General features: G+C 59.4%; 23 protein-coding genes. 22 read left to right on the forward strand and 1 reads right to left on the reverse strand.

Annotated features, from left to right (window positions below):
• Nucleotides 1-3: 3 nt before the first annotated feature.
• The 19 genes from CS903_RS02495 (at nucleotide 4) to hisS (ending at nucleotide 18,806) form a co-directional block, all read left to right on the forward strand.
• A complete protein-coding gene (locus tag CS903_RS02495; RefSeq protein WP_370737636.1) occupies nucleotides 4-579 on the forward strand; it encodes an HIT family protein in 576 nt (191 codons plus the stop codon).
• Complete coding sequence (pgsA, locus tag CS903_RS02500; protein ID WP_099331981.1) at nucleotides 579-1,214, forward strand: phosphatidylinositol phosphate synthase; 636 nt, start codon at nucleotides 579-581, stop codon at nucleotides 1,212-1,214. Before CS903_RS02495 ends, pgsA begins: the two co-directional genes overlap by 1 nt.
• Nucleotides 1,211-2,158, forward strand: coding sequence for a phosphatidylinositol mannoside acyltransferase (locus tag CS903_RS02505; RefSeq protein ID WP_099331982.1), 948 nt, complete (start codon nucleotides 1,211-1,213; stop codon nucleotides 2,156-2,158). Before pgsA ends, CS903_RS02505 begins: the two co-directional genes overlap by 4 nt.
• The gene (locus CS903_RS02510) at nucleotides 2,155-3,327 is read left to right on the forward strand and encodes a glycosyltransferase family 4 protein (protein ID WP_099331983.1); all 1,173 of its coding nucleotides are present in this window, start codon (nucleotides 2,155-2,157) and stop codon (nucleotides 3,325-3,327) included. Before CS903_RS02505 ends, CS903_RS02510 begins: the two co-directional genes overlap by 4 nt.
• Before the next feature lie 41 nt (nucleotides 3,328-3,368).
• Nucleotides 3,369-3,908 (forward strand): hypothetical protein, encoded by a 540-nt coding sequence (locus CS903_RS02515; protein ID WP_129587571.1) that lies wholly within the window; start codon nucleotides 3,369-3,371, stop codon nucleotides 3,906-3,908.
• The gene (locus CS903_RS02520) at nucleotides 3,898-5,178 is read left to right on the forward strand and encodes a PrsW family intramembrane metalloprotease (protein WP_164996650.1); all 1,281 of its coding nucleotides are present in this window, start codon (nucleotides 3,898-3,900) and stop codon (nucleotides 5,176-5,178) included. The genes CS903_RS02515 and CS903_RS02520 overlap by 11 nt, the downstream gene beginning before the upstream one ends.
• Nucleotides 5,175-5,741, forward strand: coding sequence for an NUDIX hydrolase (locus tag CS903_RS02525; RefSeq protein WP_099331986.1), 567 nt, complete (start codon nucleotides 5,175-5,177; stop codon nucleotides 5,739-5,741). The genes CS903_RS02520 and CS903_RS02525 overlap by 4 nt, the downstream gene beginning before the upstream one ends.
• Before the next feature lie 76 nt (nucleotides 5,742-5,817).
• Nucleotides 5,818-6,576: a YebC/PmpR family DNA-binding transcriptional regulator gene (locus tag CS903_RS02530; protein WP_099331987.1), complete on the forward strand. Its 759-nt coding sequence runs from the start codon at nucleotides 5,818-5,820 to the stop codon at nucleotides 6,574-6,576.
• A 6-nt stretch (nucleotides 6,577-6,582) separates the two neighbouring features.
• Entirely contained in the window at nucleotides 6,583-7,218 is a 636-nt protein-coding gene (ruvC, locus tag CS903_RS02535; RefSeq protein WP_099331988.1) for a crossover junction endodeoxyribonuclease RuvC, read from the forward strand.
• Nucleotides 7,219-7,296: 78 nt separating this feature from the next.
• Nucleotides 7,297-7,896 carry a Holliday junction branch migration protein RuvA gene (ruvA, locus tag CS903_RS02540; RefSeq protein ID WP_099331989.1) on the forward strand — a complete coding sequence of 200 codons (600 nt, stop codon included), beginning with the start codon at nucleotides 7,297-7,299 and terminating at the stop codon, nucleotides 7,894-7,896.
• A gap of 25 nt (nucleotides 7,897-7,921) precedes the next feature.
• On the forward strand, nucleotides 7,922-8,959 hold the full coding sequence (ruvB, locus tag CS903_RS02545; protein ID WP_099332242.1) for a Holliday junction branch migration DNA helicase RuvB: 1,038 nt from the start codon (nucleotides 7,922-7,924) through the stop codon (nucleotides 8,957-8,959).
• A gap of 119 nt (nucleotides 8,960-9,078) precedes the next feature.
• The gene (gene yajC / locus CS903_RS02550; protein ID WP_099331990.1) at nucleotides 9,079-9,471 is read left to right on the forward strand and encodes a preprotein translocase subunit YajC; all 393 of its coding nucleotides are present in this window, start codon (nucleotides 9,079-9,081) and stop codon (nucleotides 9,469-9,471) included.
• Between the two features lie 36 nt (nucleotides 9,472-9,507).
• On the forward strand, nucleotides 9,508-11,334 hold the full coding sequence (secD, locus tag CS903_RS02555) for a protein translocase subunit SecD (protein WP_099331991.1): 1,827 nt from the start codon (nucleotides 9,508-9,510) through the stop codon (nucleotides 11,332-11,334).
• Nucleotides 11,327-12,418 carry a protein translocase subunit SecF gene (gene secF, locus CS903_RS02560; RefSeq protein WP_099331992.1) on the forward strand — a complete coding sequence of 364 codons (1,092 nt, stop codon included), beginning with the start codon at nucleotides 11,327-11,329 and terminating at the stop codon, nucleotides 12,416-12,418. The genes secD and secF overlap by 8 nt, the downstream gene beginning before the upstream one ends.
• Nucleotides 12,418-12,975 (forward strand): adenine phosphoribosyltransferase, encoded by a 558-nt coding sequence (locus CS903_RS02565; RefSeq protein WP_099331993.1) that lies wholly within the window; start codon nucleotides 12,418-12,420, stop codon nucleotides 12,973-12,975. Before secF ends, CS903_RS02565 begins: the two co-directional genes overlap by 1 nt.
• A 21-nt stretch (nucleotides 12,976-12,996) precedes the next feature.
• A complete protein-coding gene (locus CS903_RS02570) occupies nucleotides 12,997-15,315 on the forward strand; it encodes a RelA/SpoT family protein (protein WP_099331994.1) in 2,319 nt (772 codons plus the stop codon).
• Nucleotides 15,316-15,500: 185 nt separating this feature from the next.
• Nucleotides 15,501-16,808 (forward strand): DUF349 domain-containing protein, encoded by a 1,308-nt coding sequence (locus CS903_RS02575; protein ID WP_242491720.1) that lies wholly within the window; start codon nucleotides 15,501-15,503, stop codon nucleotides 16,806-16,808.
• A gap of 12 nt (nucleotides 16,809-16,820) precedes the next feature.
• Nucleotides 16,821-17,486 (forward strand): MBL fold metallo-hydrolase, encoded by a 666-nt coding sequence (locus CS903_RS02580; protein WP_099331996.1) that lies wholly within the window; start codon nucleotides 16,821-16,823, stop codon nucleotides 17,484-17,486.
• Nucleotides 17,487-17,504: 18 nt separating this feature from the next.
• A complete protein-coding gene (gene hisS / locus CS903_RS02585; protein ID WP_099331997.1) occupies nucleotides 17,505-18,806 on the forward strand; it encodes a histidine--tRNA ligase in 1,302 nt (433 codons plus the stop codon).
• A gap of 38 nt (nucleotides 18,807-18,844) precedes the next feature.
• Here the strand turns inward: hisS and CS903_RS02590 are convergent, their stop codons facing one another.
• Nucleotides 18,845-20,647 (reverse strand): DEAD/DEAH box helicase, encoded by a 1,803-nt coding sequence (locus CS903_RS02590; protein ID WP_099331998.1) that lies wholly within the window; start codon nucleotides 20,645-20,647, stop codon nucleotides 18,845-18,847.
• 223 nt (nucleotides 20,648-20,870) lie between these two features.
• Between CS903_RS02590 and aspS the strand changes: the two genes are divergently transcribed.
• Genes aspS through CS903_RS02605 form a run of 3 tightly spaced genes read left to right on the forward strand, consistent with a single transcriptional unit; the run spans nucleotide 20,871 to nucleotide 24,727 of the window.
• Nucleotides 20,871-22,676, forward strand: a complete 1,806-nt coding sequence (aspS, locus tag CS903_RS02595) for an aspartate--tRNA ligase (protein WP_099331999.1) — start codon at nucleotides 20,871-20,873, stop codon at nucleotides 22,674-22,676.
• Between the two features lie 42 nt (nucleotides 22,677-22,718).
• Nucleotides 22,719-23,336 carry an L-threonylcarbamoyladenylate synthase gene (locus CS903_RS02600; RefSeq protein WP_099332000.1) on the forward strand — a complete coding sequence of 206 codons (618 nt, stop codon included), beginning with the start codon at nucleotides 22,719-22,721 and terminating at the stop codon, nucleotides 23,334-23,336.
• Between the two features lie 44 nt (nucleotides 23,337-23,380).
• Nucleotides 23,381-24,727, forward strand: a complete 1,347-nt coding sequence (locus CS903_RS02605) for a replication-associated recombination protein A (protein ID WP_099332001.1) — start codon at nucleotides 23,381-23,383, stop codon at nucleotides 24,725-24,727.
• Nucleotides 24,728-24,825 lie beyond the last annotated feature (98 nt).

Consider the following 24,825-nt stretch of genomic DNA (forward strand, 5'->3'; position numbering starts at 1 on the left):
GCGGTGGGCGTGACAGAGAAGGGGACGGAAAAGTTCGGTCCGGTGGGGGTTCCCGATGCCTTCCAGAGGCTGTGGACACCGTATCGAATGGTCTACATTGATGCCGGGCCCACCAGGGAGCAGGCGCCATGCCCCTTCTGTGTCGCACCTTCGCTGACCGATGAGGAAGCCCTTATCGTCCACCGCGGGGTCTCCTCATACGTGATTCTGAACCTCTATCCCTACAACTCTGGCCACCTCCTGATTTGCCCCTACCGCCACGTCGCGGACTACACGGATCTGACCGATGAAGAGCGCACGGAAGTAGGACTCCTCACGGCCGCAGCCATGCGAGTGGAAAGGGCCGTGTCAAATCCCCAGGGCTTCAACCTGGGAATGAACCAGGGACCCGTGGCCGGAGCGGGAATCGCCGCTCACCTTCACCAGCACGTAGTTCCAAGGTGGGGTGGGGACGCAAACTTCTTCCCGATCATTGCCCAAACCAAAGCTATTCCACAGTTGCTCGGTGATGCCCGATCGCAGCTGGCTGAGGCATGGGAGAACCACTCCGGACTGTCTGACGAAAGAGGACAAAACTAGTGCTGGGCAACCATGGACGCTCGATTACCCAGATTATCTTCACCCCGGTGGCCAGGGTTCTGGCACGCATGGGAGTAACTCCAAACATGGTCACCTATGGCTCTGCCATAGTGGTTGCTGGACTGTCATTCGGTCTTCTTGCCCGGGGTTACCTCGCCCTCGGCGGCATCCTGCTGGGAATCGTGCTCTTCGCCGACTCCATCGACGGTGTCCTCGCCCGCATGACAGGTACCTCGTCCAAGTACGGTGCATTCCTGGACTCGACCATGGACCGAATCACGGACGGTATCGTCTTCGGATCACTTCTCTGGTGGGCCATTGTCGGACTTCCAGACGGGGCTATTCGAACGGTCACCATTGTCTCGGGGATCATCTGCATGGTCGCCATTGGCGTGGTGCCCTACGCGCGGTCACGAGCAGAGAACTTCGGCGTCATCGCAAAGGTGGGCATTGCTGAGCGAACGGACCGCCTCATCGTAGCCCTCGTCGGCGCTGGTTTTACAGACTTCGGACTACCCGAGGTCCTTTTCCCCATCGGGATGACCTGGGTTGCGTTTGCCTCCTGTGTCACCGTCGTCCAGCGCATGGTGGTCACCCACCGGGCGCTTGGAACCGAGGAGTTGGAGAAGCCATGAACACCGGGAAGCTATACCGGAGGGCGTGGCGGCTACTCCCGTTCGTGCCGCGTCCCATCGTCTACGGGGTCGCCCATCTTGCCGCCGATATCACCTGGCGACTAAACGGGGCCTCCGTCCAACAGATGCGGAAGAACTACTCTTCGTTTACCGGCTCAAAAGTACCCGAGTCGATGGTCCGCGAGGGGGTGCGCTCCTACTTTCGCTGCTACGCCGAACAGTTCACTCTTCCCGGCCTCAGCGGCACAACCATCAACGAGATCTGTGTCTACCCGGGTGTCGATGAGGTCAAGCGTTACATCGACGACGGCCCCCTGGTGCTCGCGCTAACACACTCAGGGAACTGGGATATGGCCGGAGCTTGGTTCTGCCACAACGGGGGAGAGATCCTGACGGTGGCTGAGAAACTCAATCCGCCGGAACTTTTTGATGCCTTCGTTGAGTTTAGAAACTCGCTTGGCATGGAGATCATCGGGGTTGCTCCAGGTGAACATGTCTTTGGGCAGCTTAGGGAACGCGCTCAGGGACGTCACCTTCTGGTTCCACTACTAGCCGACCGGGATATCTCCGGAAGTGGTGTTGAGGTCGAACTGGGAGCCAGTAGAGCCCTGGTGGCTGCGGGGCCCGCGGCTCTCGCCGTCGCCCTCGACCGACCACTGATCGCCGGCTTCATTTCCTACCGTAAGGAAAAGGGCAAATGGCGGATGATTTTCCACTTTACGAAAGCGATCCCTCGTCCCCAGGTCAGAGAGGGAGAGTCCGTCGTTGAAGAGTGGACCAAAGCCTGGGTGGCTGCACTTCAGCCCGCTATGACTGATCATCTGGTTGACTGGCACATGATGCAGAAGGTGTTCGTCCACGACCTGGACCCGAAGCGACTTGCTCGGGCCCGCGAACGCGAAGCCGCAGCTCGACGCACCCAAGAAGAAGAGGACGCAGGATGAGGATCGGAATCGTCAGCCCCTACTCCTTTGATGCCCCGGGAGGGGTACAGGTTCACATCAATGACCTGGCAAATGAGTTAGAGAGACGCGGACACTTTGTCTCGGTTCTAGCTCCATCTGAAAGCGAGAACCACCCCTCGTGGCTGGTCCCCGCGGGTCCCGCCGTTGCTATTAGGTTCAACGGTTCTGTGGCACGCCTTTCCTATGGGCCGAGGGCATCTGCAAAGACCCGCAGGTGGTTAGAGGAGGGCGATTTCGACGTCGTCCACATCCATGAACCAGGCACCCCCTCGCTTGGCCTTCACGCCCTAACGAACGCCAAGGTGCCGGTGGTTGCAACATTCCATTCCGCGATGGACCGCTCCAAGATCCGTTCGTTGACCGCGCCCCTCGTGCGCCCCCTCTTTGAGAAGATCGCCGGACGCATCGCCGTTTCCGCCGAGGCCCGTCGGACACTGGTGGAGCACCACTCCGGAGACGCAGTGGTGATTCCGAATGGTGTCGAGACGAAGCACTTCCGCGAGGCCGAGCCAACTGAGGCCTGGGCGGCCACTCCGGAGGCGCCCGTCATCGTGTTCCTGGGACGCCTTGATGAGCCTCGGAAGGGGCTCCCCATCTTTGAGGGGGCGATAGAGCCGATTCTTGAGAGGTTCCCGGGTGTTCGATTCCTGGTCGCAGGGCGAGGCGAAGCCGATGTCCTGACCGGGGTTCTTGAAAGGCATCCGGGCAGTGTCACGCTGATCGGTGAGATCAGTGATCAAGAGAAGGCTTCGCTACTGGCAGGGGCAACCATCTACATTGCACCCCAGACGGGCGGAGAGTCCTTTGGAATCGTCCTCGTCGAGGCAATGGCTGCTGGCACCGCCGTGGTGGCCTCAGATATTCCTGCCTTCGCAGCCGTCCTCGACGATGGCAATGCCGGCGCACTCTTTGCGAACGAGGACTCTAACTCTCTAGCAAAAACTGTCATCACACTTCTTGAGGATCCTGAGAGAACGGCCGGGTTGGCGAAGGCCGGTCAGGATCGTTCAGCCCTCTACGACTGGGGGACAGTGACCGATCAGATCATGACCGTCTATGAGGAGGTCATTGACTGGGGGGCTAAACCGACGACTGGAACCGCCTATGAGGCCGTTCGAACCAAGATCGGCAGAGCCGGCAACCAATGACGGTCTGGATGTGGCTGGTAGCAGCGGGAGGGGTATTACTTGTGGCACTAGTTGGCCTAGCATGGACGTATGGGGCGCGCCTCGACAGACTTCACCGACGCATTGCATCGGCCCGTCTGAGTTTGGATCGACACCTGGTGAAGCGTTCAGCCGAAGCGGTCCGGCTGGCGGCTTCAGGAGCACTTGCAGAGGATGCTGCAGCCGGACTTCACGAGGCCGCAACGGACGCCCTGGCCGCGGCAGAGTATCCTCTGGCTTCCGACTCACTAGGTGGTTTTGCTCGCCAGGGTCGAGGAAGTGGCGCGGAGAGCCACGTACGACTGCTTCGCGAATCTCGCCTGTCCCAGGTGCTTCGTACGACTCTGACTCCCGAGGTTCGCCAACAGTTGGTTGAGTCCCCGCTGACAAAGACCCAGCTTGATCTGCTGGATAACGCTACCTACAGGGCGCGCGTCGCGCGTACCCTGCACAACCAGGACGTTGCCAGTGTCCAACGACTGAGGGCGAAGCCCATCGTCCGGGTCCTTCATCTCAGTGGACATGCACCCATGCCGGAGTTCGTCGACCTCGATGACCAGTAGCGAGTCGCAACCCTGGCAGCGCTACCGCCTTTCCGCCCAGCAGTCTGAACGCGAGGGGGAGGGACACCTTCTCGACCCGTCATCACCGTTTCAAGAACACAGTTCAGAGGCCGCCGGTCCACCTAAACGTCCTGCGCGGTGGTGGGACCGTCTCAGACTGAGCAGGTCCGAAACGGTCATCGTCGTCGTTGCTATCATCGGGATCATATCTTCCACCTTGGTCCTGTTCGGATCGACGGGTACCCGTAACACCGGGGTCTTTGGGCTCATTGCTCTCCTACCCCTGGCTCTTGTTTCCTGGCTTCTGCTCAGTTCAGACCGGATTGCACCACTTCCTCGCCGCTACTTTCTACTTGCGGTCCTCTGGGGAGCAGGTGTCGCCACCGCTACTGCCGCCATGATCAACACGGCTCTGTACTCTGACTTCATCCTTTATCTTGGCGATGTTGCCGAGGCCGAGACGCTCGCCAGTGTCCTAGTCGCACCTTTTTCAGAGGAGATCCTCAAGGGGGTGGGGGTCGTCCTCATCCTGATTTTGTGTCGGCCCTACGTGGTATCTGTTGCGAACGGTGTAGCTGTCGGCGGACTTGCCGGAGCCGGGTTCGCCTTCACTGAGAACATCCTCTATTTCGCGAATGCCCAGGCGGAGGGTTCCACCTCGCTTGGAATGACCATTTTTGCTCGCGCGGTGATGAGTCCGTTTGTGCATCCGCTTGCGACCTCGTTCATCGGTCTGGGTGTGGCGGCTGCGATCCTGGGGCCGCCCGGGGGATGGAGTCGCACCTGGCGGGTGACGCTAGGGTGGGTAGCCGCGGTTTTGGCGCATGCCATGTGGAATGGCCTCGCCAGTCTGGGGACAACCTGGATCATCTTCTATCTCCTGATTGAGATGCCACTGTTCGTCGGATGGCTCGTCTGGGTGACGCGACGCCCCCGCAAGCAGATGGCCCTGCTGCCGCTGGGACTCGCGCCCTACGTTTCTACCTCTTGGATCTCTGCCCAGGAGGTCCACATGGTTAGCAATGCTGTCGCGCGCCGCCATGCAAGGAAGTGGGGTCGGCGCACGGGTCGCACCGCCTCTAAGGCCCTTCGCATCTATATGATCGCCGCCGGTCGACTTGGGTTGGAGCAACTGCAAATGGAGAGGTTCGGCGCCAACCGGGCCAGGGCGCAGGTAGCCCAGGACTCTCTGTCACAGATTATTGCGGCCCGCGACATCTTCCTCGAGCAGGGGAATCTCGTCGCCCTCGGTGAAAGGCTGCCAAGATGACTGATTTGGGGCCGGAGTGGGTCCTCGATGAGGACGGGGTTCCCAGCCGTCAAGCAGCGCGGTTGCTTATCTTTGACCCCGAAGGAAACGTCCTCCTAATCCGCGGTCATGACACCCATGACGTTGATCATTCCTGGTGGTTTACGGTCGGGGGAGGACTGGAGCCGGGAGAGGCTCCCCTCCTGGGGGCGATTCGGGAGGCCTACGAGGAAACCGGGTACATCTTTGAACCCGACCTTGTCGAAGGTCCCATTCTTCACCGCAGGGGAGAGTTTAGGTTTCGCAACGTCATCGCCCGCCAGGAGGAGCTGTTCTTCCTGGCGCGTATCAACCAGGTTCGGCCGTCGCTTTCCTTCCAGCAGCTCACCGCCCTCGAGCTTGAGACCCTTGATGAGTTCCGCTGGTTTTCACCGCAGGAACTCTTCGCTATGGCCGAGGTCGAGACCGTCTACCCGATCTCTCTTCCCGCCCATGTTGCCGCTTGGTCGAAGGGTTGGGATGGAAGCCTGGTGGAGTTGGCCGAACAGGATGACGGGTGGGTCCGCGACCCCGATCCCAGGTAGCCCTCAACACACCCAACCGGCGTTTTCACCATAAGGCGGTAGAATCACTTCGGATCTTTAACTGGGAGGCACAATCATGGCCGGTCACTCAAAGTGGGCGACAACGAAGCATAAGAAGGCAGCAATCGATGCGAAGCGCGGAAAGCTTTTTGCGCGACTCGTAAAGAACATTGAGGTTTCCGCGCGAAACGGCGGAGGTGATCCGGCAGCCAACCCCACCCTCTACGACGCAATCCAGAAGGCTAAGAAAAACTCTGTTCCGGCTGACAACATTGATCGTGCCCTCAAGCGCGGTTCTGGTGCAGAGTCAGGTGGGGCTGATTGGCAGAGCATCATGTATGAGGGCTATGGACCGAACGGCGTGGCCTTACTCATCGAATGCCTCACGGATAACAAGAACCGGGCAGCATCTGAGGTTCGCGTAGCCCTAAGTCGCAACGGCGGCAACCTGGCCGACCCGGGTTCGGTCTCCTACCTGTTTGCACGCACCGGAACCATCGAGGTGCCGGCTGAGGGCCTAGACGAGGACGTCCTCTTTGAGGCTGCCCTCGAAGCTGGGGCTGACGATGTTGCCCACCACGGGGATGTCTTCCACATCACCTGCTCTCCTACGGATCTGGTAGCAGTGCGTACCGCCCTGCAGGATGCGGGAATCGACTACAACTCTGCGGAATCAGAGTTCCAGGCTTCGGTCGAGGTGCCGGTAGATCTAGAGGGAGCCCAGAAGGTTCTTCGTCTCATCGACGCACTAGAGGACTCCGACGACGTGCAAAACGTCTACTCCAACGTTGATATCTCCGAAGAGGTCGCGGCTGCCCTAGAGGAAGAAGACTAGGAAGCTGTGCGTGTCCTGGGGATCGATCCGGGTCTGACAAGGTGTGGCATCGGGGTCGTCGAGGTCGATGACTCTCGCCATGTTCGTCTTGTTGCAGTCGGGGTTGCGCGCAGCAGCCCCGACCTGGCCACCCACTTCAGGCTCCGTGATATCGCCAACTCGATCAGGGATGCCATTGTGAAGTATCAGCCAGAGGTCGTCGCCATCGAACGGGTTTTCACCCAGGACAACCTTCAGTCTGTCACTCCCACCACCCAGGTGATGGGAGTCGCGATGGCCGAAGTCGGGAGGGCGGGGCTACCCATGGCGGTTTACACTCCCTCTGAGGTTAAGGCGGCTGTAACCGGAAACGGTCGGGCCGATAAGGCGCAGGTGCAACACATGATCGCCCGTGTTCTCTCACTTACCGAGCTCCCCAAACCCGCCGATGCCGCGGACTCCCTCGCAATCGCAATCTGCCATGCCTGGAAGGGTACCGGCCTCCTTGGGGGTGGAACCGACAGCCTGATCGAGGTTTCTCTTTCAGGCAAGGTCTCAGCCAAGGGACAGCTAACGCCAGCCCAACGCATTTGGGCAGAAGCACAGGCCAAGCAGAAGAGGAAGGGTGCTGTTGACCCCAGGCGGCACGCACCGCAGAACTAGGTTCGCGACGCCACAGGTGGAAAGAGACCCAAAAAGTCGGCACACCTTGGTATCGTACGTATGTTCGAAAGGGGACGTGTGATTGCATCATTGACGGGTTCGGTCCTGGGCTCAGGGATCGGCTGGGTCCACCTGGGTGTAAACGGTGTCGGTTTTAGAGTCGAGGTTCCGCAGTCGGCTCGGGTCGCCCCCCACGGGGCTGAGGTTACGCTGTACACCAACCTCATTGTTCGTGAGGACTCTCTTACCCTCTATGGCTTTGATCAGCCAGACGACCGTGATGGATTTGAGGTTTTGATGTCTGTTTCAGGTATCGGACCGCGCCTCGCCTTAGCTGCCATCGATGCCATTGGGCTTTCTGCTCTGCAGCGCGCAGTTGCATCCCAAGACCTCACTACCCTGCAGAAGATACCGGGCGTGGGCAAGAAGACAGCTCAGCGAATGGTCCTTGAGATTGGTGAGAAACTCGGTGCCCCCACAGTTGAGGCCGGGGTGGAACCCGCTGCAGGTGCCACGGATTCTGCGACACGAGCCTCTGTTGCAGTGGCGTTGGAACAGCTTGGTTGGCAGCGTTCACTGGTAGAGCGAACTCTCGATGAGCTTCCCGAAGAGTACCTGGACACAGAGTCGATGCTAAGAGCCGCACTCTCAACTTTGGGGGCACAGCGTGGCTTCTGATATCCAAGACTTTGACTACGGTGACATTCCAGCTGAAGCTCCAGCAACCAGTAGGATCGTCGCCCCTGACTCGGATGAGATAGAGAGGGCTGCTGAAGCTGCGCTTCGTCCTCGAACACTCAATGAGTTCATAGGGCAGCCTGCAGTTCGGGCCCAGCTCAGCGTGGTTCTCGATGCGGCCCGGGGTAGGGGGGAGCCCGCCGATCATGTTCTTCTAGCCGGTCCCCCAGGACTGGGCAAGACAACCCTGGCAATGATCATCGCCTCCGAGATGGGTTCATCTCTGCGGCTCACGTCAGGGCCCGCGATTCAACATGCGGGCGACCTGGCGTCGATTCTCTCTGCTCTTCAACCCGGAGATGTCCTCTTCATTGATGAGATCCATAGGCTCGCCCGTACCGCCCAGGAGATGCTCTATCTGGCGATGGAGGACTTCCGGGTCGACATCATCGTTGGTAAAGGGCCCGGGGCCACCTCAATCCCCCTGACCCTTCCACGTTTTACCGTCGTCGGGGCCACCACCCGCTCAGGCATGCTGCCCGCACCTCTTCGCGACAGGTTTGGCTACACGGCTCACCTCGAGTTCTATTCACCCGAGGACCTTCATGCAGTTGTGACTCGAAGTGCTTCGCTGCTCGGCAAGCAGATCCAGCGTCAGGCAGCCACTGAAATCGCGGGCCGATCCCGCGGCACACCACGAATCGCCAACCGCCTTCTGCGCCGCGTCACGGACTACGCCCAGGTGGCGGGGGAAACAGATGTCTCACAGGCCAGTGCACATGCTGCGCTCGAACTGTTCGAGGTCGATCGTCTCGGCCTCGACAGGCTGGACCGGGCGGTCCTGGAAATTATGTGCCGAAACTACGGCGGGGGACCGGTGGGTCTGTCGACCCTGGCTCAAACCGTCGGCGAAGAAGCGGAAACAATTGAAACGGTTGCCGAACCCTATCTGGTTCGTCACGGCTTCATAATTCGCACCTCTCGAGGTCGGGTCGCCACCCAGAAGGCCTGGCAGCACATCGGTCTGCGACCACCAGAAACGGATGCCCTGTTAGGCGTATAGCGTATTCCGGGTCGCGCCCCCGTTATTTCGCACATAAGATAGCCGGTCGGGTTACTCAAAGGCCTGTCGTTCCCCTAGACTCTTGAGGTCTAAAGTTTTCCAATGAAAGTAGGTCCGCCGTGGGTCCAGAACTTCTCCTGTTTATGGGTGTCCTGGTTGTTGGCATGTTCGTGATGAACTCATTTGCCAAAAAATCACAGAAGAAGCGCCAGGACGAGCAAGAGCGGACCATGCGTGAGCAGATGGTTCCCGGGGCCTGGGTTCAGACCTACTCCGGTTTCTTCGGTCGCTTCGTAGACATCGACGGAGACGTAGTTATTCTCGAAACCCCCAGCGGAGAAGAGACCTACTGGCTGCGTGCTGCGGTCCGTGCGGTTACCGATCCTCCCTTTGAGCAGATCGCGGACCCGGCGGAAGAAGATCACACCGTGGATCTTGATTCCACTGATCACGACATAATCGATCAGACAGATGAAGGCGACCAGGACTCAACCGAAGAGCCCAAGAACTAACAGCTCACTCAAGCTTCGCAGATAAAGGTCCATACCTTGGCAACAAAAACCAATCGTCCAGGCCGGACACTGCTCTCACTGCTCATCGCCGTCGCGGTTGCAGTGGGAGCATTGGTCGTCGGTCACTTCACCCAGGGGGCAGGTTTCACCCCGAAGCTCGCCCTCGATCTAGAGGGTGGCACCCAGGTCATCCTGACCCCCAAACTTGAGGCTGGTTCAGAGTCCCGTGCGGTGACCGCAGAGGACATGAATGAGGCCATCGCCATCATCCGCCAGCGTGTGGATGCTTCAGGCGTGGCAGAAGCCGAGATCTCCACCCTGGGATCCAACAACATCGTGGTCTCGATTCCCGGTGAAACCGATGAGTCCATCCTCAACCTGGTGCGAACTTCAGCAACCATGCGTTTCCGCCCGGTGCTGCAGGTTCTCTCACCAACTGCACTTGATACCTCTCAGATTCCCCAGAGCGAGACCGAGCTGGCAGCGATGACAGCTGAGGAGCTTGCCGACACTCTTGCCGATATCAACGGTGACGGAATCATCTCAGACGAGGTCGAGGGGACACCTGAGAACAACTCGGACACAGCCTGGGTAACCGAGGCCCTGACCAGGGATGCTCTACTTCTTGATTGCACCGACCCCGCCAACCTCGCGGGAGAGATCACCGATGATCCAGCCAAGGGCATGGTTGCCTGCAGTGTTGAGGGCGATACCAAGTACATTCTCGGTCCGGTCGACATTGAGGGTACCCACCTTAAGAGTGCCTCAGCAGGAATGGAAACCAATGCGGCCGGGCAGACCACCGGCCAGTACGCCATCTCGCTGGAACTCGATGGGGAAGGGACGAAGCTGTTCACCGAGGCATCGAACCGCCTCTACAACTTCTCTGCTACCGATCCGACACGAAACCGCTTCGCGGTTGTCCTCGACGGTAATGTCATCATTGCCCCGTCGATGAATGTCCCAATTACCGACGGACGAGCCAGCATCACAGGTAACTTCACGGCGGCGGAAGCCATGGACCTGGCCAATCAGCTCCAGTTCGGTTCACTTCCACTGAACTTCGAAGTCCAATCTGAACAGCAGATTTCAGCGACTCTCGGAGTCGATCACCTTGAGAAGGGTCTTTGGGCCGGTCTCATCGGACTGATCTTGGTCGTCCTCTACATGGCCTGGCAGTACCGCGGCCTCGCCCTTCTGTCAGCCGGATCCCTGGTTGTCGCCGCAGGTCTCACGTATCTGATCATCACTCTTCTTTCCTGGACTATGGGTTACCGCCTCTCACTTCCGGGCGTAGCGGGTTTGATCATCGCGGTGGGCATTACCGCGGACTCGTTCATCGTCTACTTCGAACGTGTTCGCGATGAGGTAAGAGACGGCCGCCCCCTCGATCTTGCCGTCGAAGAGGGATGGTCGCGTGCCAAGCGCACGCTGGTCATCTCTGACATGGTCAACCTCGTAGCCGCGGGCGTCCTCTACGTTCTTGCGGTCGGTGGGGTGCAGGGCTTCGCCTTCACCCTTGGTATAACCACGATTGTCGACCTCATTGTCGTCTTCCTGTTCACCCACCCGATGATGTCCCTGCTGGTGCGCACGAAGTTCTGGGGAGGTGGACACCGACTTTCAGGTCTGGATCCACAGCACCTCGGAGCAACGAACGCAGCCACCTACAGGGGGCGCCTCAACCTGGGTTCGGAAGGCCGGACTAAGCCACGGGGCGGCGCATCTGAAGCAACCACGGGATCCAATGCTCCTGCAGCACAGGATGACAACGGCAAGCAGCTGTCACTTTCAGAACGTCGTCGACTCGCTGCCGTATCGCAGACGAATGAGGCAGATGCGGGGGAGTCAAGCAATGATTAGTTTTTCTCAGTGGGGTAATGAGCTCTACTCAGGCAAGCGTTCCTACAACATTGTTGGTCGGGGTAAGCGTTACCTGATGGTCGGCCTTTCGTTGATGGTCATCTCCATCATCTTGCTCGCGGCTCGTGGACTGAACCCATCGATTGAGTTCTCAGGTGGTAGCCAGTTCATCGTCACGGGTGCACCGGGAGCCAGCCAGAAGGTTGCCTACGACACGCTCGCCGCAGAGGGATTGAAAGAGAACATTCGTGTTTCATCGCTGGGTACGGACTCTATTCGGATCCAGACGCAAAGCCTGGATACCGCCCAGACGAAAACCCTGCGTGCTGATCTTGCCGATGCCTACGGGGTTGCCCCGGACGACGTGCAGACTAACTCGGTTGGCGCAACCTGGTCGCAGGACGTGACGAAGAAAGCCATTCAATCGATTGTCATCTTCGTCCTCCTCGTGGCAGTAATCCTGACAATCTACTTCCGTTCATGGACGATGTCGGTAGCCGCTCTCGTTGCACTTGCCCACGACCTCGTCATCACCATCGGGTTCTTCGCCCTGGTCCAGGTCGAAGTCTCGCCCGCAACGGTTATCGGCTTCCTGACAATTCTTGGCTACTCGCTCTACGACACCGTGGTGGTCTTCGATAAGGTTCGTGAGCTGACGGCTAACTTCCAGGAGCAGCGCCGCTACACATATGGGCAACTGGTTAACCTTGCGGTCAACCAGACCCTGGTTCGCTCCGTGAACACGTCTGTGGTGGCCCTTCTACCGGTTGGTTCCATTCTCTTCATAGGCTCGCTTCTGCTCGGCGCGGGAACCTTGACAGATATCTCTCTGGCCCTGTTTGTCGGCATCGTCGTGGGCACATTCTCCTCGATCTTCATTGCTGCTCCTGTACTCTCAATGCTGCAGGGCAAACGGGAGAAGACCCGGGCGATTGATACCGCGATCACCGAGGCGCGAAGCAAGACCGTCGAAGATGGTTCAAAACACCAGGACGAGGCCGTGGTGGTTGGAACTCGCAACTTAACACCCGGCAGGCACCTCGGTCAGAGTGCTCAGCCAAAACGTAAGCGTAAGGGGAAGTAATGACCACCTCTAAGGAAATTGCAGAGCGCGTTGAATCAGCCATTGGCCTGATTCCCGGGTTCCCCCAGGAGGGCGTCCTGTTCAGGGACATTACCCCCCTGATTGCTAACGGACCGGTCTTTGCAGAGCTCACCCATTACCTAGCCGAGAAGTACCGCGGAAAGATCGACTATGTCGCGGGCCTTGAGTCAAGAGGTTTCATCCTCGCCGCGCCGATAGCGGCAGAGCTTGGTATCGGCATGATCACGCTGCGCAAGGCCGGAAAGCTTCCGCCCCCTGTCGTCGGCATTGACTATGCCCTTGAGTACGGCACAGCGCGCCTCGAAGTGCGTCCTGAGACCGTCCCGACCGGGGCAAGGGTCCTCATCGTTGATGACGTCCTCGCTACCGGTGGAACAGCCGCGGCATCCATCGCACTGATGGAACAGTCCGGCGCCAATGTCGTGGGAATCTTCTTCCTTCTTGAACTGGTGGATCTCAATGGTCGCACCCAGATTGAGGACGAAGAAATTGACGTTCTGATCAAGGTTCATGAAACCGACGAGGTAGGAGCCTAGCACTAGGACTATCATGGCCAGATGGAGGAAATCGAGGTAGTCGAAGGTCCCAAGGCAACACCGTCAGGTTCGTTAGTTCGATCCGGGTTGGCTTGGTTCTCTTCGCGCGGGCGCGCTGCAATTCCAGAGATTGAACCACTCATTAGAGCGGTCAAGGCGCACCACCCTCGTGCCAGTACGGCTGAGATAGAGCGGGCTTACAGAACCGCTGAGAAGTGGCATGAGGGGCAGTTCCGCAAGTCGGGTGAAGCATATGTGACTCACCCGGTTGCGGTCGCCACCATTCTGGCTGAGATAGGCATGACCCCACCCACGTTGGTGGCAGCATTGCTTCACGACACGGTTGAGGACACCGGCTACACCCTTGAAGAGCTGTCTGCGGACTTCGGTCCAGAAATAGCTGCGATGGTGGATGGGGTCACCAAGCTGGACCGCATCCGCTACGGGGATTCAGCTCAGTCTGAAACCCTGCGCAAGATGATTGTCGCGATGAGTCGCGACGTTCGGGTGCTTCTCATCAAACTCGGGGACCGCCTCCATAATGCGCGGACGTGGAAGTACGTCTCATCGGGCTCAGCGAAGAGCAAGGCCCGTGAAACCCTCGAGATCTATGCCCCCCTTGCGCACCGGCTGGGGATGAACACGATCAAATGGGAGCTTGAAGAGCTTTCATTCCAGACCCTGTACCCCGATATCTATGAAGAGATCGACCACCTCGTTAGCGAGCGCGCTCCTGAGCGTGACAAGTACCTGGACGATGTGCTGGGTCAACTCGAAGAAGACCTTCGCCACGCCAAGATCAAAGGTGCTGTGACGGGACGCCCCAAGCACCACTACTCGATCTACCAGAAGATGATTGTCCGCGGTAAACAGTTCGACGACATCTACGACCTGGTTGCTGTGCGTGTTCTGGTTGAGTCAGTAAAAGACTGCTACGCCGTGCTCGGGGCCGCACATGCGCGCTGGAACCCCATCCCGGGCCGCTTCAAAGATTACATCGCGATGCCGAAGTTCAACCTCTACCAGTCGTTGCACACCACGGTGATCGGTCCGGAGGGTCGTCCCGTCGAGCTGCAGATCCGCACCAGAGAGATGCACGAGCGCGCAGAGTTCGGGGTTGCCGCGCACTGGCGCTACAAGCAGGCTCCGGGCACAGCTCAGCCTGAGTCTGACCGCATGTCGCCCAAGGAGCAGATGGACTGGGTCCGCCTTCTTGTTGAGATGGAAAAAGAGACGGGTGATCCAGAGGAGTTCCTCGACTCCCTCAGGTTTGAGATCGCCGGTGATGAGGTCTATGTCTTCACTCCCCGGGGCCAGGTCATTGTGTTGCCTCCCGGGTCGACACCGGTCGACTTTGCGTACTCCGTGCACACCGAGGTAGGACACGGAACAGTGGGAGCCCGCGTCAATGGACGCCTTGTCGCCCTGGACACCAAACTGGAGTCCGGGGACATGGTTGAGATCATCACGGCTCAGCAGGGCAAGGGAATGCCCTCGCAGGACTGGTTGAAGTTTGTCGCCTCCTCTAGGGCAAAGTCGAAGATCAAGGCATGGTTCCAGCGCGAACGGCGCGAGGAAATGGTTGATCTTGGCCGTGGACACATTGCCAAGGCCATGAAGAAGCAGAATCTTCCCCTTCAGCGCCTCATGACGCACAGTGCGGTTCTTTCTGTGGCAACAGGTATGGGGTTGAAAGATATCTCCGCCCTCTACGCCGCTGTAGGCGAGAATCATGTCTCAGCCCAGCATGTCGTCACCCGGCTGGTAGAGATCCTTGGTGGCGACGCGGGGACCGAGGAAACCCTTGCCGAGGCGGTTACCCCTGGACTCGCCCGTCCCACCCTCAGCTCGAACCAGGGTGAGGCTGCGGTAACGGTCTCGGGTCTCTCTTCAAACGAAGTGTGGGTCAAGCTCGCGAGGTGTTGTAAGCCGGTACCCGGCGACGACATCATCGGGTTCATCACCAGGGGAGAGGGAGTCTCCATTCATCAGAGCAACTGTGTGAATGCGCAGCATCTGATGAAAACCAACCCTGAACGAATGATTGACGTCAAGTGGGACGTCGACCAGTCCGGTAGCCAGTATCTTGTTGAGGTCGAAATCAAAGCACTCAACCGCCCCGGCCTGCTCAATGAGTTGTCCAAGGTCTTCTCTGACCACAGGGTCGACATTATCTCCGGGACGATGAACTCATCCGGTGACCAAATTGCAACCGCGCGTTTCACCTTCGGACTCCCTGGAGTTGGTTACCTGGATCAGGTCCTCAACAGTCTTCGGCGAGTTGACGGGGTGTTTGAGGCGTCTCGGGTTCTCGGAACTCTCCGGAGCTCCGACTCGTAACCTCCGATTCCCGAACACTGTTTTTCATCCCCGATGGGTGGGAAAAACCGTTCCAACTCGATTCGGGATGCAAACGGGCTAACCGGCACCGTGAACTGCGCGCTAGTATGGCGTCTGTGTGGCTTTTACTCCACCCAACGCGCAAACGATCGCCAATCTACTTGGCCTAACTCTTGAGGATTTCTTTGACTGAGCAAGCAAAGCCCCAGGTACCTGAAGCAAACCAGCCCGCTGCTGAGAAGAACGAGCCACAGCCTGTTTTGACAGTCGACTTCGGTTACACCGATGCCGCTGGCAATGTCTGGGTCAAAGACGGCGAGACGGATCGAATCATCGGGGCCTACCCGGATGGCCTACCCGAAGATCCATTCGCCCTGTACACCCGTCGCTTCGAAGACCTCGTGGCCACAGCGAACCTCTTTGAGGCACGGATGCCCCAGTTGACATCCAGGGACCTTGATTCGACTCTGAAGTCGCTTCGAGAGCAGGTCCAGATGCCATCGGCGATCGGCGATCTTCCGGCCCTTCGGGCCAGGGTCGAAGAGTTCGGTAAGCAGGTAGCGGAACGCAAGGAAGCACTACGCATCGAGCGCGCGGCCGCGAAAGAGACGATGCTGGCCGAACGCACAGCCCTTGTGGATGAGGCCGAGGCGATTGCAGCTCAGCCCGCTGAACGTACCCAGTGGAAGAACTCCGGCGCACGCCTCCGGGAGCTGCTCGATCAGTGGAAGCACCTCCAGCAGCAGGGTCCCCGCCTCGACAAGGCAGATGAGGATGCCCTCTGGAAGCGATTCTCTGCCGCCCGCACGACTTTTGATCGGGGACGCCGTCAGTACTTCTCGGCACTGGACCAGAGGCAGTCTGATACGAAGGCTACCAAGGAGCGGCTTATCGCCGAGGCTGAAGCTCTGCAGAACTCCACCGCGTGGCGTGACACCGCCGCAAAGTACAGGGACCTAATGGCCCAGTGGAAACAGGCCGGTCGCGCCTCCCGTAAGGAAGACGATGCCCTCTGGGCAAGGTTCCGGGCAGCACAGCAGGTGTTTTTCGATTCACGGCGGAGCTTTGAGGCCGCGGTTGACGAAGAGTTCGGAGCAAATCTCGTCCTCAAGGAAGAGCTTGCACTTCAGGCTGAGGCCCTCTTGCCCATCACCGATATTCCCGCCACCAAGAAGGCCCTCGGAGACATTCAGGAAAAGTGGGAGAGCATCGGCCAGGTCCCCTCTCGGGATCTGGGACGGATCGAAGGTCGCCTTCGTGCGGTAGAGCGTGAGCTACGCGAAGCTGAGCAGAAGGAATGGCAGAAGTCGAACCCTGAGACTCGGGCGCGCGCCGGAAGCATGCTCGCCCAGCTCGAGGCTTCAATCGCAGAGCTGACGGCCACCAAGGCCGCCGCTGAGGCAGCCGGTGACAAGAAGCTGGCGGAAGAGACTGATAGTGCCCTCAAGGTCAAGGTTCTTTGGCTTGAGCAGATCCAGTCTTCAATCGAGTAGGTGCTAAAGCCATTGCGTATTGAAGTAGTCCCAGCATCACTGTTCGATGCGAACTGCTACGTCATGTGGTTGAACGGCGGCCAGGAGGCACTGGTTGTGGATCCTGGCCCCGGCACAACCTCCGGCGTAGAGGCGATCCTCGAACGTGAAGGGTTGAGGGTCGGAGGGGTCCTCCTGACCCACGGTCATGTTGACCATGTCTGGGAGGCTGCGGCTGTGGCAGGGGAGAGGCCGGTCTACATTCCTGAGCCCGATGTTGCCCTCATCGATGACCCCATCTCACGCCTGGAAATGAGGGCATCGGCGCTTGGCCTGGGCGAGTGGTCTTACCCGGCCGATGTCCGTCCCCTTGGCTCCGAGACCTTTAGTCCCATTGAGGGTTTGACGATGAGGGTGGTTCCTGCTCCCGGTCATTCTCCGGGCTCATCGATCTTTCTCTTCAGCCCAACTGCCGCCGAAGCTCCGATGGCTCTTTCCGGTGACGTAATCTTTGCCGGCTCTGTGGGCAGAAGCGATCTGCCAGGAGGGGATGATGCGGTGATGCAAGAGACTTTGCGAACCCTGGCGGATGTCCTCGACCCGGCCACACTCCTGCTGCCCGGACACGGTCCGCAGACCCGCTGGGGAACCGAACTGCAGTCCAATCCATTTGTGCTTCGCGCTAGGCGTCGCCGCTAGGTTAACGGAAGAGTTGTCTTGAGCAAGAAGTCGATCTCCGGGTTTCCCGAACTGCTCCCTGCCGAGCGGGCCACCGAAGCACTGGTTGAGGACCGTCTGCGCGCAGTGTTTGAACTTCACGGTTTTGCTGGCATCCAGACCCGTTCCGTCGAGCCACTTATCGCGCTGGAAGCAAAGGGAGAAACTTCAAAGGAAGTCTATGTTCTGCAACGCCTCCAGTCGGCGCGAGCAGGTGGACCCATTGCTCTGCGAAGCGACACCCTGGGACTGCACTTTGACCTTACGGTTCCGCTGGCACGGTACGTGCTGGCGAACTCTAACTCTCTCACCTTCCCGTTCAAGCGATACCAGATCCAGAAGGTGTGGCGCGGGGAGCGTCCTCAAGAGGGCCGTTTCCGTGAGTTCACCCAGGCCGATATCGACATCGTCGGGCAGGGAGATCTTGCGCTCCACCATGAGATTGAAGCAGCCGAAGTCATGCTTGATGCGCTGGGTTCACTTGACATTGGCCCTGTCCTGATGGAGATCAACAATCGCCACCTTCTCCAGGGAATTGTAGAGTCCGCTGGAATTTCGGACTTTGAGGGCACTCTTCGCGCTCTCGATAAGTTCGACAAGATCGGCGCTGAGGGTGTTGCCAGGGAACTTGGGGAAATGGGTCTCAACCCAGCCCAGATTAACGTCCTCATCAAGACCGCAGAGATTAGCGTTCAGACCGGGCGTGAGCTTCGTGAGCGGGTCGGGGAGCTGAACCTCGACCAGGCCCCTATCGAACGCGGCCTCGAAGAGCTCTCCGAAGTTCTTGATCACCTGCAGGACTACGCTCCCGGACAGGTCCGTGCATCGCTCCGCATCGCTCGTGGTCTCGATTACTACACCGGTACCGTCTACGAGACGGTGATCCCGGGGTACGAGGGTTTTGGATCAGTTTGCTCCGGCGGTCGTTACGATCAGCTTGTCTCCGATGGGCGCCGCACATTCCCGGGTGTGGGGCTCTCAATCGGAGTCTCCAGGCTGGTTGCCCTGCTCCTTTCGCAGGGGATCCTGCAGCCCGGTCCCGCCAGTCCAGCCCAGGTCCTAGTGGCTGTTTCCGACGAGGGAGCACGGGACCAGTCCGTCTCGGTCGCCCGCGATCTGCGTCGACGAGGAATCTCCGCTGAAGTTTCACCAAATGCTCAGAAGTTCGGCAAGCAGATTCGTTTCGCCGACCGCCGGGGCATCAGGAACGTCTGGTTTATTGCCGAGGACGGCTCCCACTCCGTGAAGGATATAGTTTCGGGCGAGCAGGTGGACGCAGATCCGAAGACCTGGGTTCCCTAACTCGCCCGAAGCTAACGCCGTGCTTGCGGCAGATGTGCCTAGTGTCGGGGGCGCCCAGACTTCTTAGCACCCCGACGCTCAGGCGACCTGTCCTTTCGGTCAAATGACCGCTCGGAGCCACGACCACCACGGCCACCCTCGTAAGAACGTTCCTGGCGGGGACCGTCGTCTACGGAGATCTTCAACCTGCGTCCGGACACCTGGGCCCGGGTCAACTTCTGGATCTGGTGGTCAGTGAGCTTCTCAGCAACCTCGACGACGCTGAAGTTTGGGTAGATGTTGATCTTGCCGAGGTCGGCTCCGCGCAGTCCGGCCTCACCGGTCATAGCTCCGACAATGGCCTTGGGGGAGACCCCGTCCCGCTTGCCGACCTCAAGTCGGTAGCGATTCTGCAGGCTGCCTCGAACCTTCTTCGAGCGGGCAGCACCACCGGCGCCCCCGTCAAAGGCCTCAGACCTGTTGAAGTTGGCATCCATGCGTTCACGAGCGCTCTCAGAGGCATTCTGCATGGTGGTGGGGACAGCGGCATCAAAGAGAAGGCTTGCGGCGATCTGGCGGAAGTCCAGTCCTGCGGCCTCGGCGGCGTTCAGGGCGGCGTCAATCGCGGAGGTGTCGGGACGTGTTGGTGCTCCGTCATCACCAATCAGGGTTTCGAGAACACGGCGTGCCCGGGTATCAATGATTTCCTGGCTGGTCGGAATCGGTACCTGTTGCATCTTGGCACCCGTGGTTCGCTCGATCTGGTGCAGCCGACGGCGGTCCCGCGGAGTGAAGAAAGTGAGGGAACGACCAGCCCGCCCCGCACGCCCGGTTCGGCCGATGCGGTGGACGTAGATTTCAGGTTCAATCGGTGGCTCATAGTTCACCACCAGACCAATTCGCTCAACATCAAGGCCCCGGGCCGCGACGTCTGTGGCGACCAGGACGTCAAGATCACCGTTTCGCAGTCCCTGAACCAGGCGCTCACGCTCACGCTGGGCGATATCACCCGAGATGCCTGAGGCCCGAATGCCGCGAGACATCAGCGCAAGAGGGATTTCCTCGGCGTCGCGACGGGTGCGAACGAAGACAATGGCAGCCCCGCCCTCTCGTCCCTCGTGGTTACCGCGCATCTCCAGGACCCGTGCTAGGGCCTCGGTGCGCAGGTTCGCCTGCACCAGGGAGTAGGTCTGGTGAATGGTCTTGACGGTGGATGAAGCCGAGGTGACTTCGATCCTCAGAGGATCGGTCAGGTGCTTGGCGGCCACCCGCTCAATCGTCTTGGGCATCGTGGCGGAGAATAGTGCGGTCAGGCGCTCGTCAGGAACCGTCTTCAGGATCGTCTCGACGTCTTCGGCAAACCCCATGCGAAGCATCTCATCGGCCTCATCGAGGACGACGGTGTTCACGGAGGTGAGATCAAGGGCGCCCTTTTCGATCAGGTCCATCAAACGCCCGGGGGTGCCGACGACGACTTGAGCACCCTCTCTTAGGGCACGCAGCTGCGGGCCGTAGGAAGAGCCGCCATAGACGGTGACCATGCGGATCTTGGATTTGGGACCGGCAAGGGTCTCGAGTGCCTCGGTGGTCTGCAGCGCCAGCTCCCTTGTGGGAGCGAGGACGAGTGCGGCAACGCCCTTCTGATTGCCATTGACACGCCCTAGCAAAGGAAGGCCAAAGGCTGCGGTCTTGCCCGTGCCCGTCTGGGCGATTCCGACAACATCCTGCGCGGCCAGAAGGGGCGGGATCGCCGCCTGCTGGATCGGTGTGGGGTGTTTGAACCCCAGTTCATCGAGTACTACCAGTTGGTAACCCGGCAATCCCAGGTCAGCAAATGTGGTCTGGTTCGTCTCTTCAGTCATTTTTCCCCTCGATGGGTCGCCGCAAATGTCGCCACTACCCTCTAATCGCGCCAAGTGACGCCGGGTCAACACTACGCGGGCGACCTCGATAAACCGTGGTCGTGTGAGCACATCCACCCCGGTTTGCCCCCGTAGCGCATGCTCGAAGTCGGTCGGTGAGGCGACAGAGCGTACAATCGGACCAGTCAAATCGCGCCGAGCGCGACCGTGGGAAGGAAACTCTGTGCTACGCACTCACACGATGGACCAGCTTGATCTTGGTCTAGAGGGACAAACTGTCACACTGACCGGCTGGGTGGACCGCCGCCGCGACCACGGTGGAGTGATCTTCATCGACCTGCGCGACTCCAAGGGAATCGCCCAGGTGGTTGTTCGCGATGAAGAGGTCGGACACCAGCTGCGACCCGAGTACGTCCTGAAGGTGACCGGACAGGTTTCCAAGCGTCCCGAAGGTAACGAGAACCCGAACCTCCCTTCGGGCCAGATCGAAATCCTTAGCGATGACGTCGAGATCCTCAACACCGCGGCCCCTTTACCATTCCAGGTCTCCACGCACACCGATGAACCCGGCGCAGGAGAAGAGGTGCGCCTCAAGTACCGTTACCTCGATCTGCGCCGCGCCCCGGTCCAGAAGGCCATCCGCCTCCGTTCCGCGATGTCTCGCGTCACCCGTGAGACTCTCCTCGATGATGACTTTGTCGAGGTCGAGACTCCGACGCTGACTCGTTCCACCCCGGAGGGCGCCCGAGACTTCCTCGTCCCCGCGCGACTAGCCCCCGGATCCTGGTATGCCCTTCCGCAGTCGCCCCAGTTGTTCAAGCAACTCCTCATGGTCGGTGGCATGGAAAAGTACTTCCAGATTGCCCGTTGCTACCGCGATGAAGACTTCCGCGCGGACCGCCAGCCTGAGTTCACCCAGCTCGACGTTGAGATGAGCTTCGTGGATCAGGAGGATGTCCTCACTGAGACAGAGAAGGTTCTCAAGAACATCTGGGCTCTGATTGGCTACGACCTGACCACCCCGATTGCGCGCATGCCGTTCCTCGAGGCAATGGAGCGTTACGGGACCGATAAGCCCGACCTGCGATTCGGCCTCGAACTGGTCAACCTGACCGACTACTTCCAAGACAGCCCCTTCCGCCTTTTCAATGGCGCGCCTTACATCGGTGGGGTCGTCATGCCCGGCGGTGCCTCTCAGCCGCGCCGCACCTTCGACAAGTGGCAGGAATGGGCCAAGTCTCGCGGTGGGAAGGGTCTGGCCTACGTTACTTTCGCCGAGGACGGCACCCTTGGCGGTCCTGTCGCCAAGAACATCTCCGAAGAGGAGAGGACCGGTCTTGCCGAGGCCGTTGGCGCTCAGCCGGGGGACTGTGTCTTCTTCGGTGTTGGCAACCCGGATGATGCCCGCGCACTTCTCGGGGCGGTCCGACTTGAGATCGGACGTCGCCTCGAACTCATGGACCCGAACGAGTGGTCGTTCGTCTGGATCGTTGACGCCCCGATGTTCAAGCCTTCAGCTGCCGCCAAGGCGGAGGGCGATGTTGCACTGGGAGCAAGCGCCTGGACCGCTGTGCACCACGCTTTCACAAGCCCCAAGCCCGAGTACATGGACACGTTCGACAAGGATCCCGGCTCAGCACTGGCAAGTGCCTACGACATTGTTTGCAACGGCAACGAAATCGGGGGTGGCTCGATCCGTATCCACCAGCGCGCCGTTCAGGAGCGCGTTTTCAACGTCATGGGAATCGGCCAGGAAGAGGCGCAGGAGAAGTTTGGGTTCCTGCTGGACGCCTTCCAGTTCGGCGCTCCGCCTCACGGTGGGATTGCGCTGGGTTGGGACCGGATTGCAGCTCTGCTCAGCGGAGCCAACTCAATCCGTGACGTCATTGCCTTCCCGAAATCCGGCGGCGGTTTCGACCCGCTCACGGAGGCTCCGGGTCCGATCGATGCGGCTCAGCGCGCCGAAACCGGAGTGGACTTTACTCCTGAAGAAGAGGACGAAGAGGGCAAAGAGAGCGAAGAGGCGTAGTTTTAGGGTCCGAATGTCGGAGGTCACAGTTAGGCTTAGACCATGAAGACTGTTGAACTGCACCCCGATAACCCCCAACCACGACTCGTTCGACAGATTGTCGATGTTTTGAACGAGGGCGGGACCATCGCGCTACCCACAGATTCCGGGTACGCGGTGGCCTCCAAACTCGCCAACAAGGATGGTCTAGAGACGATTCGCCGTATTCGTCATCTCGATGACAAGCACAACTTCTCCCTGCTTTGCGAGTCTTTCGGGCAGCTTGGCGAACTGGTCATGGTTGATAACAAAGCCTTTCGAACGATCAAAGCTCTAACTCCCGGCCCCTACACCTTCATCCTGCCCGCCACCAAAGAGGTGCCCCGGATGACGCTGGTGAACAAGAAGAAGACGGTTGGCGTTCGCCTTCCTGATCACCGCATCACCCAGGCAATTGTTGAAGAACTGGGAGAGCCGCTGCTTTGCTCAACCCTGATCCTCCCCGGAGAGACAGAGCCGCTTATCTCGTGTGACGAGGTCGTTGAGGCAGTGGGCAATGAGGTGGACATCGTCGTTGACGGACCGGTGGGACTGGCTGGTGCCACCACTGTCATTGACTTTACGGCCGGATACCCCGAGGTGGCTCGGAAGGGCGCCGGCGACACCTCACTGTTCGACTAAATGGGACAGAACAGACTCGCTTCTCCCGAAGATAGAGTTGAGGAATGGATCTATTTGACGCCCTAGGTGTAGATGACTACGGGCTTCCTGAGGTGTCGCCATCCGGACCGCTCGCGGTTCGGATGCGCCCTCGCACAGCTTCGGATCTGCTGGGCCAAGACCATCTGCTCACCCCCGGTTCGCCACTTTCACGCCTCCTTGATGCCGGTTCAACTTCCGTCCCCTCAGTTATCCTCTGGGGGCCTCCCGGGACCGGTAAGACCACGCTGGCCTACCTGATCGCTCGTCAGTCAGGCAGGCGGTTTGCAGAGGTTTCGGCCGTAAGTGCAGGTGTCAAAGAGGTGCGTGAGGTAATTGCTTCCGCAAAGCACGCCCTCGCAGCGACCGGAAAAGAGACTGTGCTTTTCATTGATGAGGTGCACCGCTTTTCAAAATCGCAACAGGATGCTCTCCTTCCAGCGGTTGAAAACCACTGGGTTACCCTCGTTGCAGCTACCACTGAGAACCCTTCGTTCTCAGTTATCTCTCCACTGCTGTCCCGCTCTCTTCTCCTGGTGCTTCGCTCCCTTGATGACAGAGCGATTGCATCCGCGCTGGAACGCGCATTGGCAAGTGCGGATGGACTTGACGGTGCGGTGACTCTGGGAGAGGGAACCCTGGAGGTTTTGATCAGGGTTGCCGGCGGAGATGCCCGCAAGGGGTTGACACTTCTTGAGGCAGCCGCCGCAGTAACTCTCGACCGGGGTGAGACGGTAGTTGAGATTGAGGATGTTTCGACTGCTGCTGCCACGGCCCTGGTCCGCTGGGATCAGGATCAGCACTACGACGTCGCCAGCGCTTTCATCAAGTCGATGAGGGGCTCGGACGTAGATGCGGCTCTTCACTACCTGGCCCGCATGCTAGAGGCGGGGGAGGACCCAAGGTTTATTGCACGCAGGGTGATGATTCATGCCTCAGAGGATGTGGGCATGGCTGATCCCAGCGTCTTACAGACGGCCGTTGCCGCAGCTCAGGCTGTCGCCCTCGTCGGCATGCCCGAAGCCCAAATCATTCTTGCGCAAGCTGTCATAGCCGTGGCCACCGCACCCAAGTCCAATGCCGTTGTGGTTGCTATCGGTGAGGCAATGGCCGATGTTAAGGCCGGTCGTTCGGGTGCTGTGCCCATGCATCTGCGCGACTCTCACTACTTCGGAGCCAAGGGTTTGGGCCACGGCAAGGACTACGTCTACTCCCACGATCAACCCCACGCGATCGCCGCGGGCCAGACCTACCTGCCAGCCGAACTCTCCGGGGTTAGTTACTACCGCCCGACCGGTCGGGGGGAAGAGGCTCGAATCGGAGCTCGTCTAGAGGCAATTCGACGTATCCATGATGAAGCTCAGCACCTGTGAGGTGACTAACCACTCAGCCTAATCACGGTCTCATCTAGGGTTGAGCCACTTCTGTCCAGTAGTATTGCTGACGGTCGTTTTCTCGGCCGCCTGGGGTC

The organism is Actinomyces minihominis, from assembly GCF_900187855.1.
Lineage (GTDB): Bacteria > Actinomycetota > Actinomycetes > Actinomycetales > Actinomycetaceae > Scrofimicrobium > Scrofimicrobium minihominis.

What these genes read in the sequence shown, in the direction of transcription:
- CS903_RS02505 (WP_099331982.1), top strand. Translation starts at nt 1,211, where the DNA reads ATGAACACCGGGAAGCTATACCGGAGGGCGTGGCGGCTACTCCCGTTC.
- CS903_RS02510 (WP_099331983.1), top strand. Translation starts at nt 2,155, where the DNA reads ATGAGGATCGGAATCGTCAGCCCCTACTCCTTTGATGCCCCGGGAGGG.
- CS903_RS02520 (WP_164996650.1), top strand. Translation starts at nt 3,898, where the DNA reads ATGACCAGTAGCGAGTCGCAACCCTGGCAGCGCTACCGCCTTTCCGCC.
- CS903_RS02525 (WP_099331986.1), top strand. Translation starts at nt 5,175, where the DNA reads ATGACTGATTTGGGGCCGGAGTGGGTCCTCGATGAGGACGGGGTTCCC.
- CS903_RS02530 (WP_099331987.1), top strand. Translation starts at nt 5,818, where the DNA reads ATGGCCGGTCACTCAAAGTGGGCGACAACGAAGCATAAGAAGGCAGCA.
- secF (WP_099331992.1), top strand. Translation starts at nt 11,327, where the DNA reads ATGATTAGTTTTTCTCAGTGGGGTAATGAGCTCTACTCAGGCAAGCGT.
- CS903_RS02565 (WP_099331993.1), top strand. Translation starts at nt 12,418, where the DNA reads ATGACCACCTCTAAGGAAATTGCAGAGCGCGTTGAATCAGCCATTGGC.
- CS903_RS02570 (WP_099331994.1), top strand. Translation starts at nt 12,997, where the DNA reads ATGGAGGAAATCGAGGTAGTCGAAGGTCCCAAGGCAACACCGTCAGGT.
- CS903_RS02590 (WP_099331998.1), bottom strand. Translation starts at nt 20,647, where the DNA reads ATGACTGAAGAGACGAACCAGACCACATTTGCTGACCTGGGATTGCCG.
- CS903_RS02600 (WP_099332000.1), top strand. Translation starts at nt 22,719, where the DNA reads ATGAAGACTGTTGAACTGCACCCCGATAACCCCCAACCACGACTCGTT.
- CS903_RS02605 (WP_099332001.1), top strand. Translation starts at nt 23,381, where the DNA reads ATGGATCTATTTGACGCCCTAGGTGTAGATGACTACGGGCTTCCTGAG.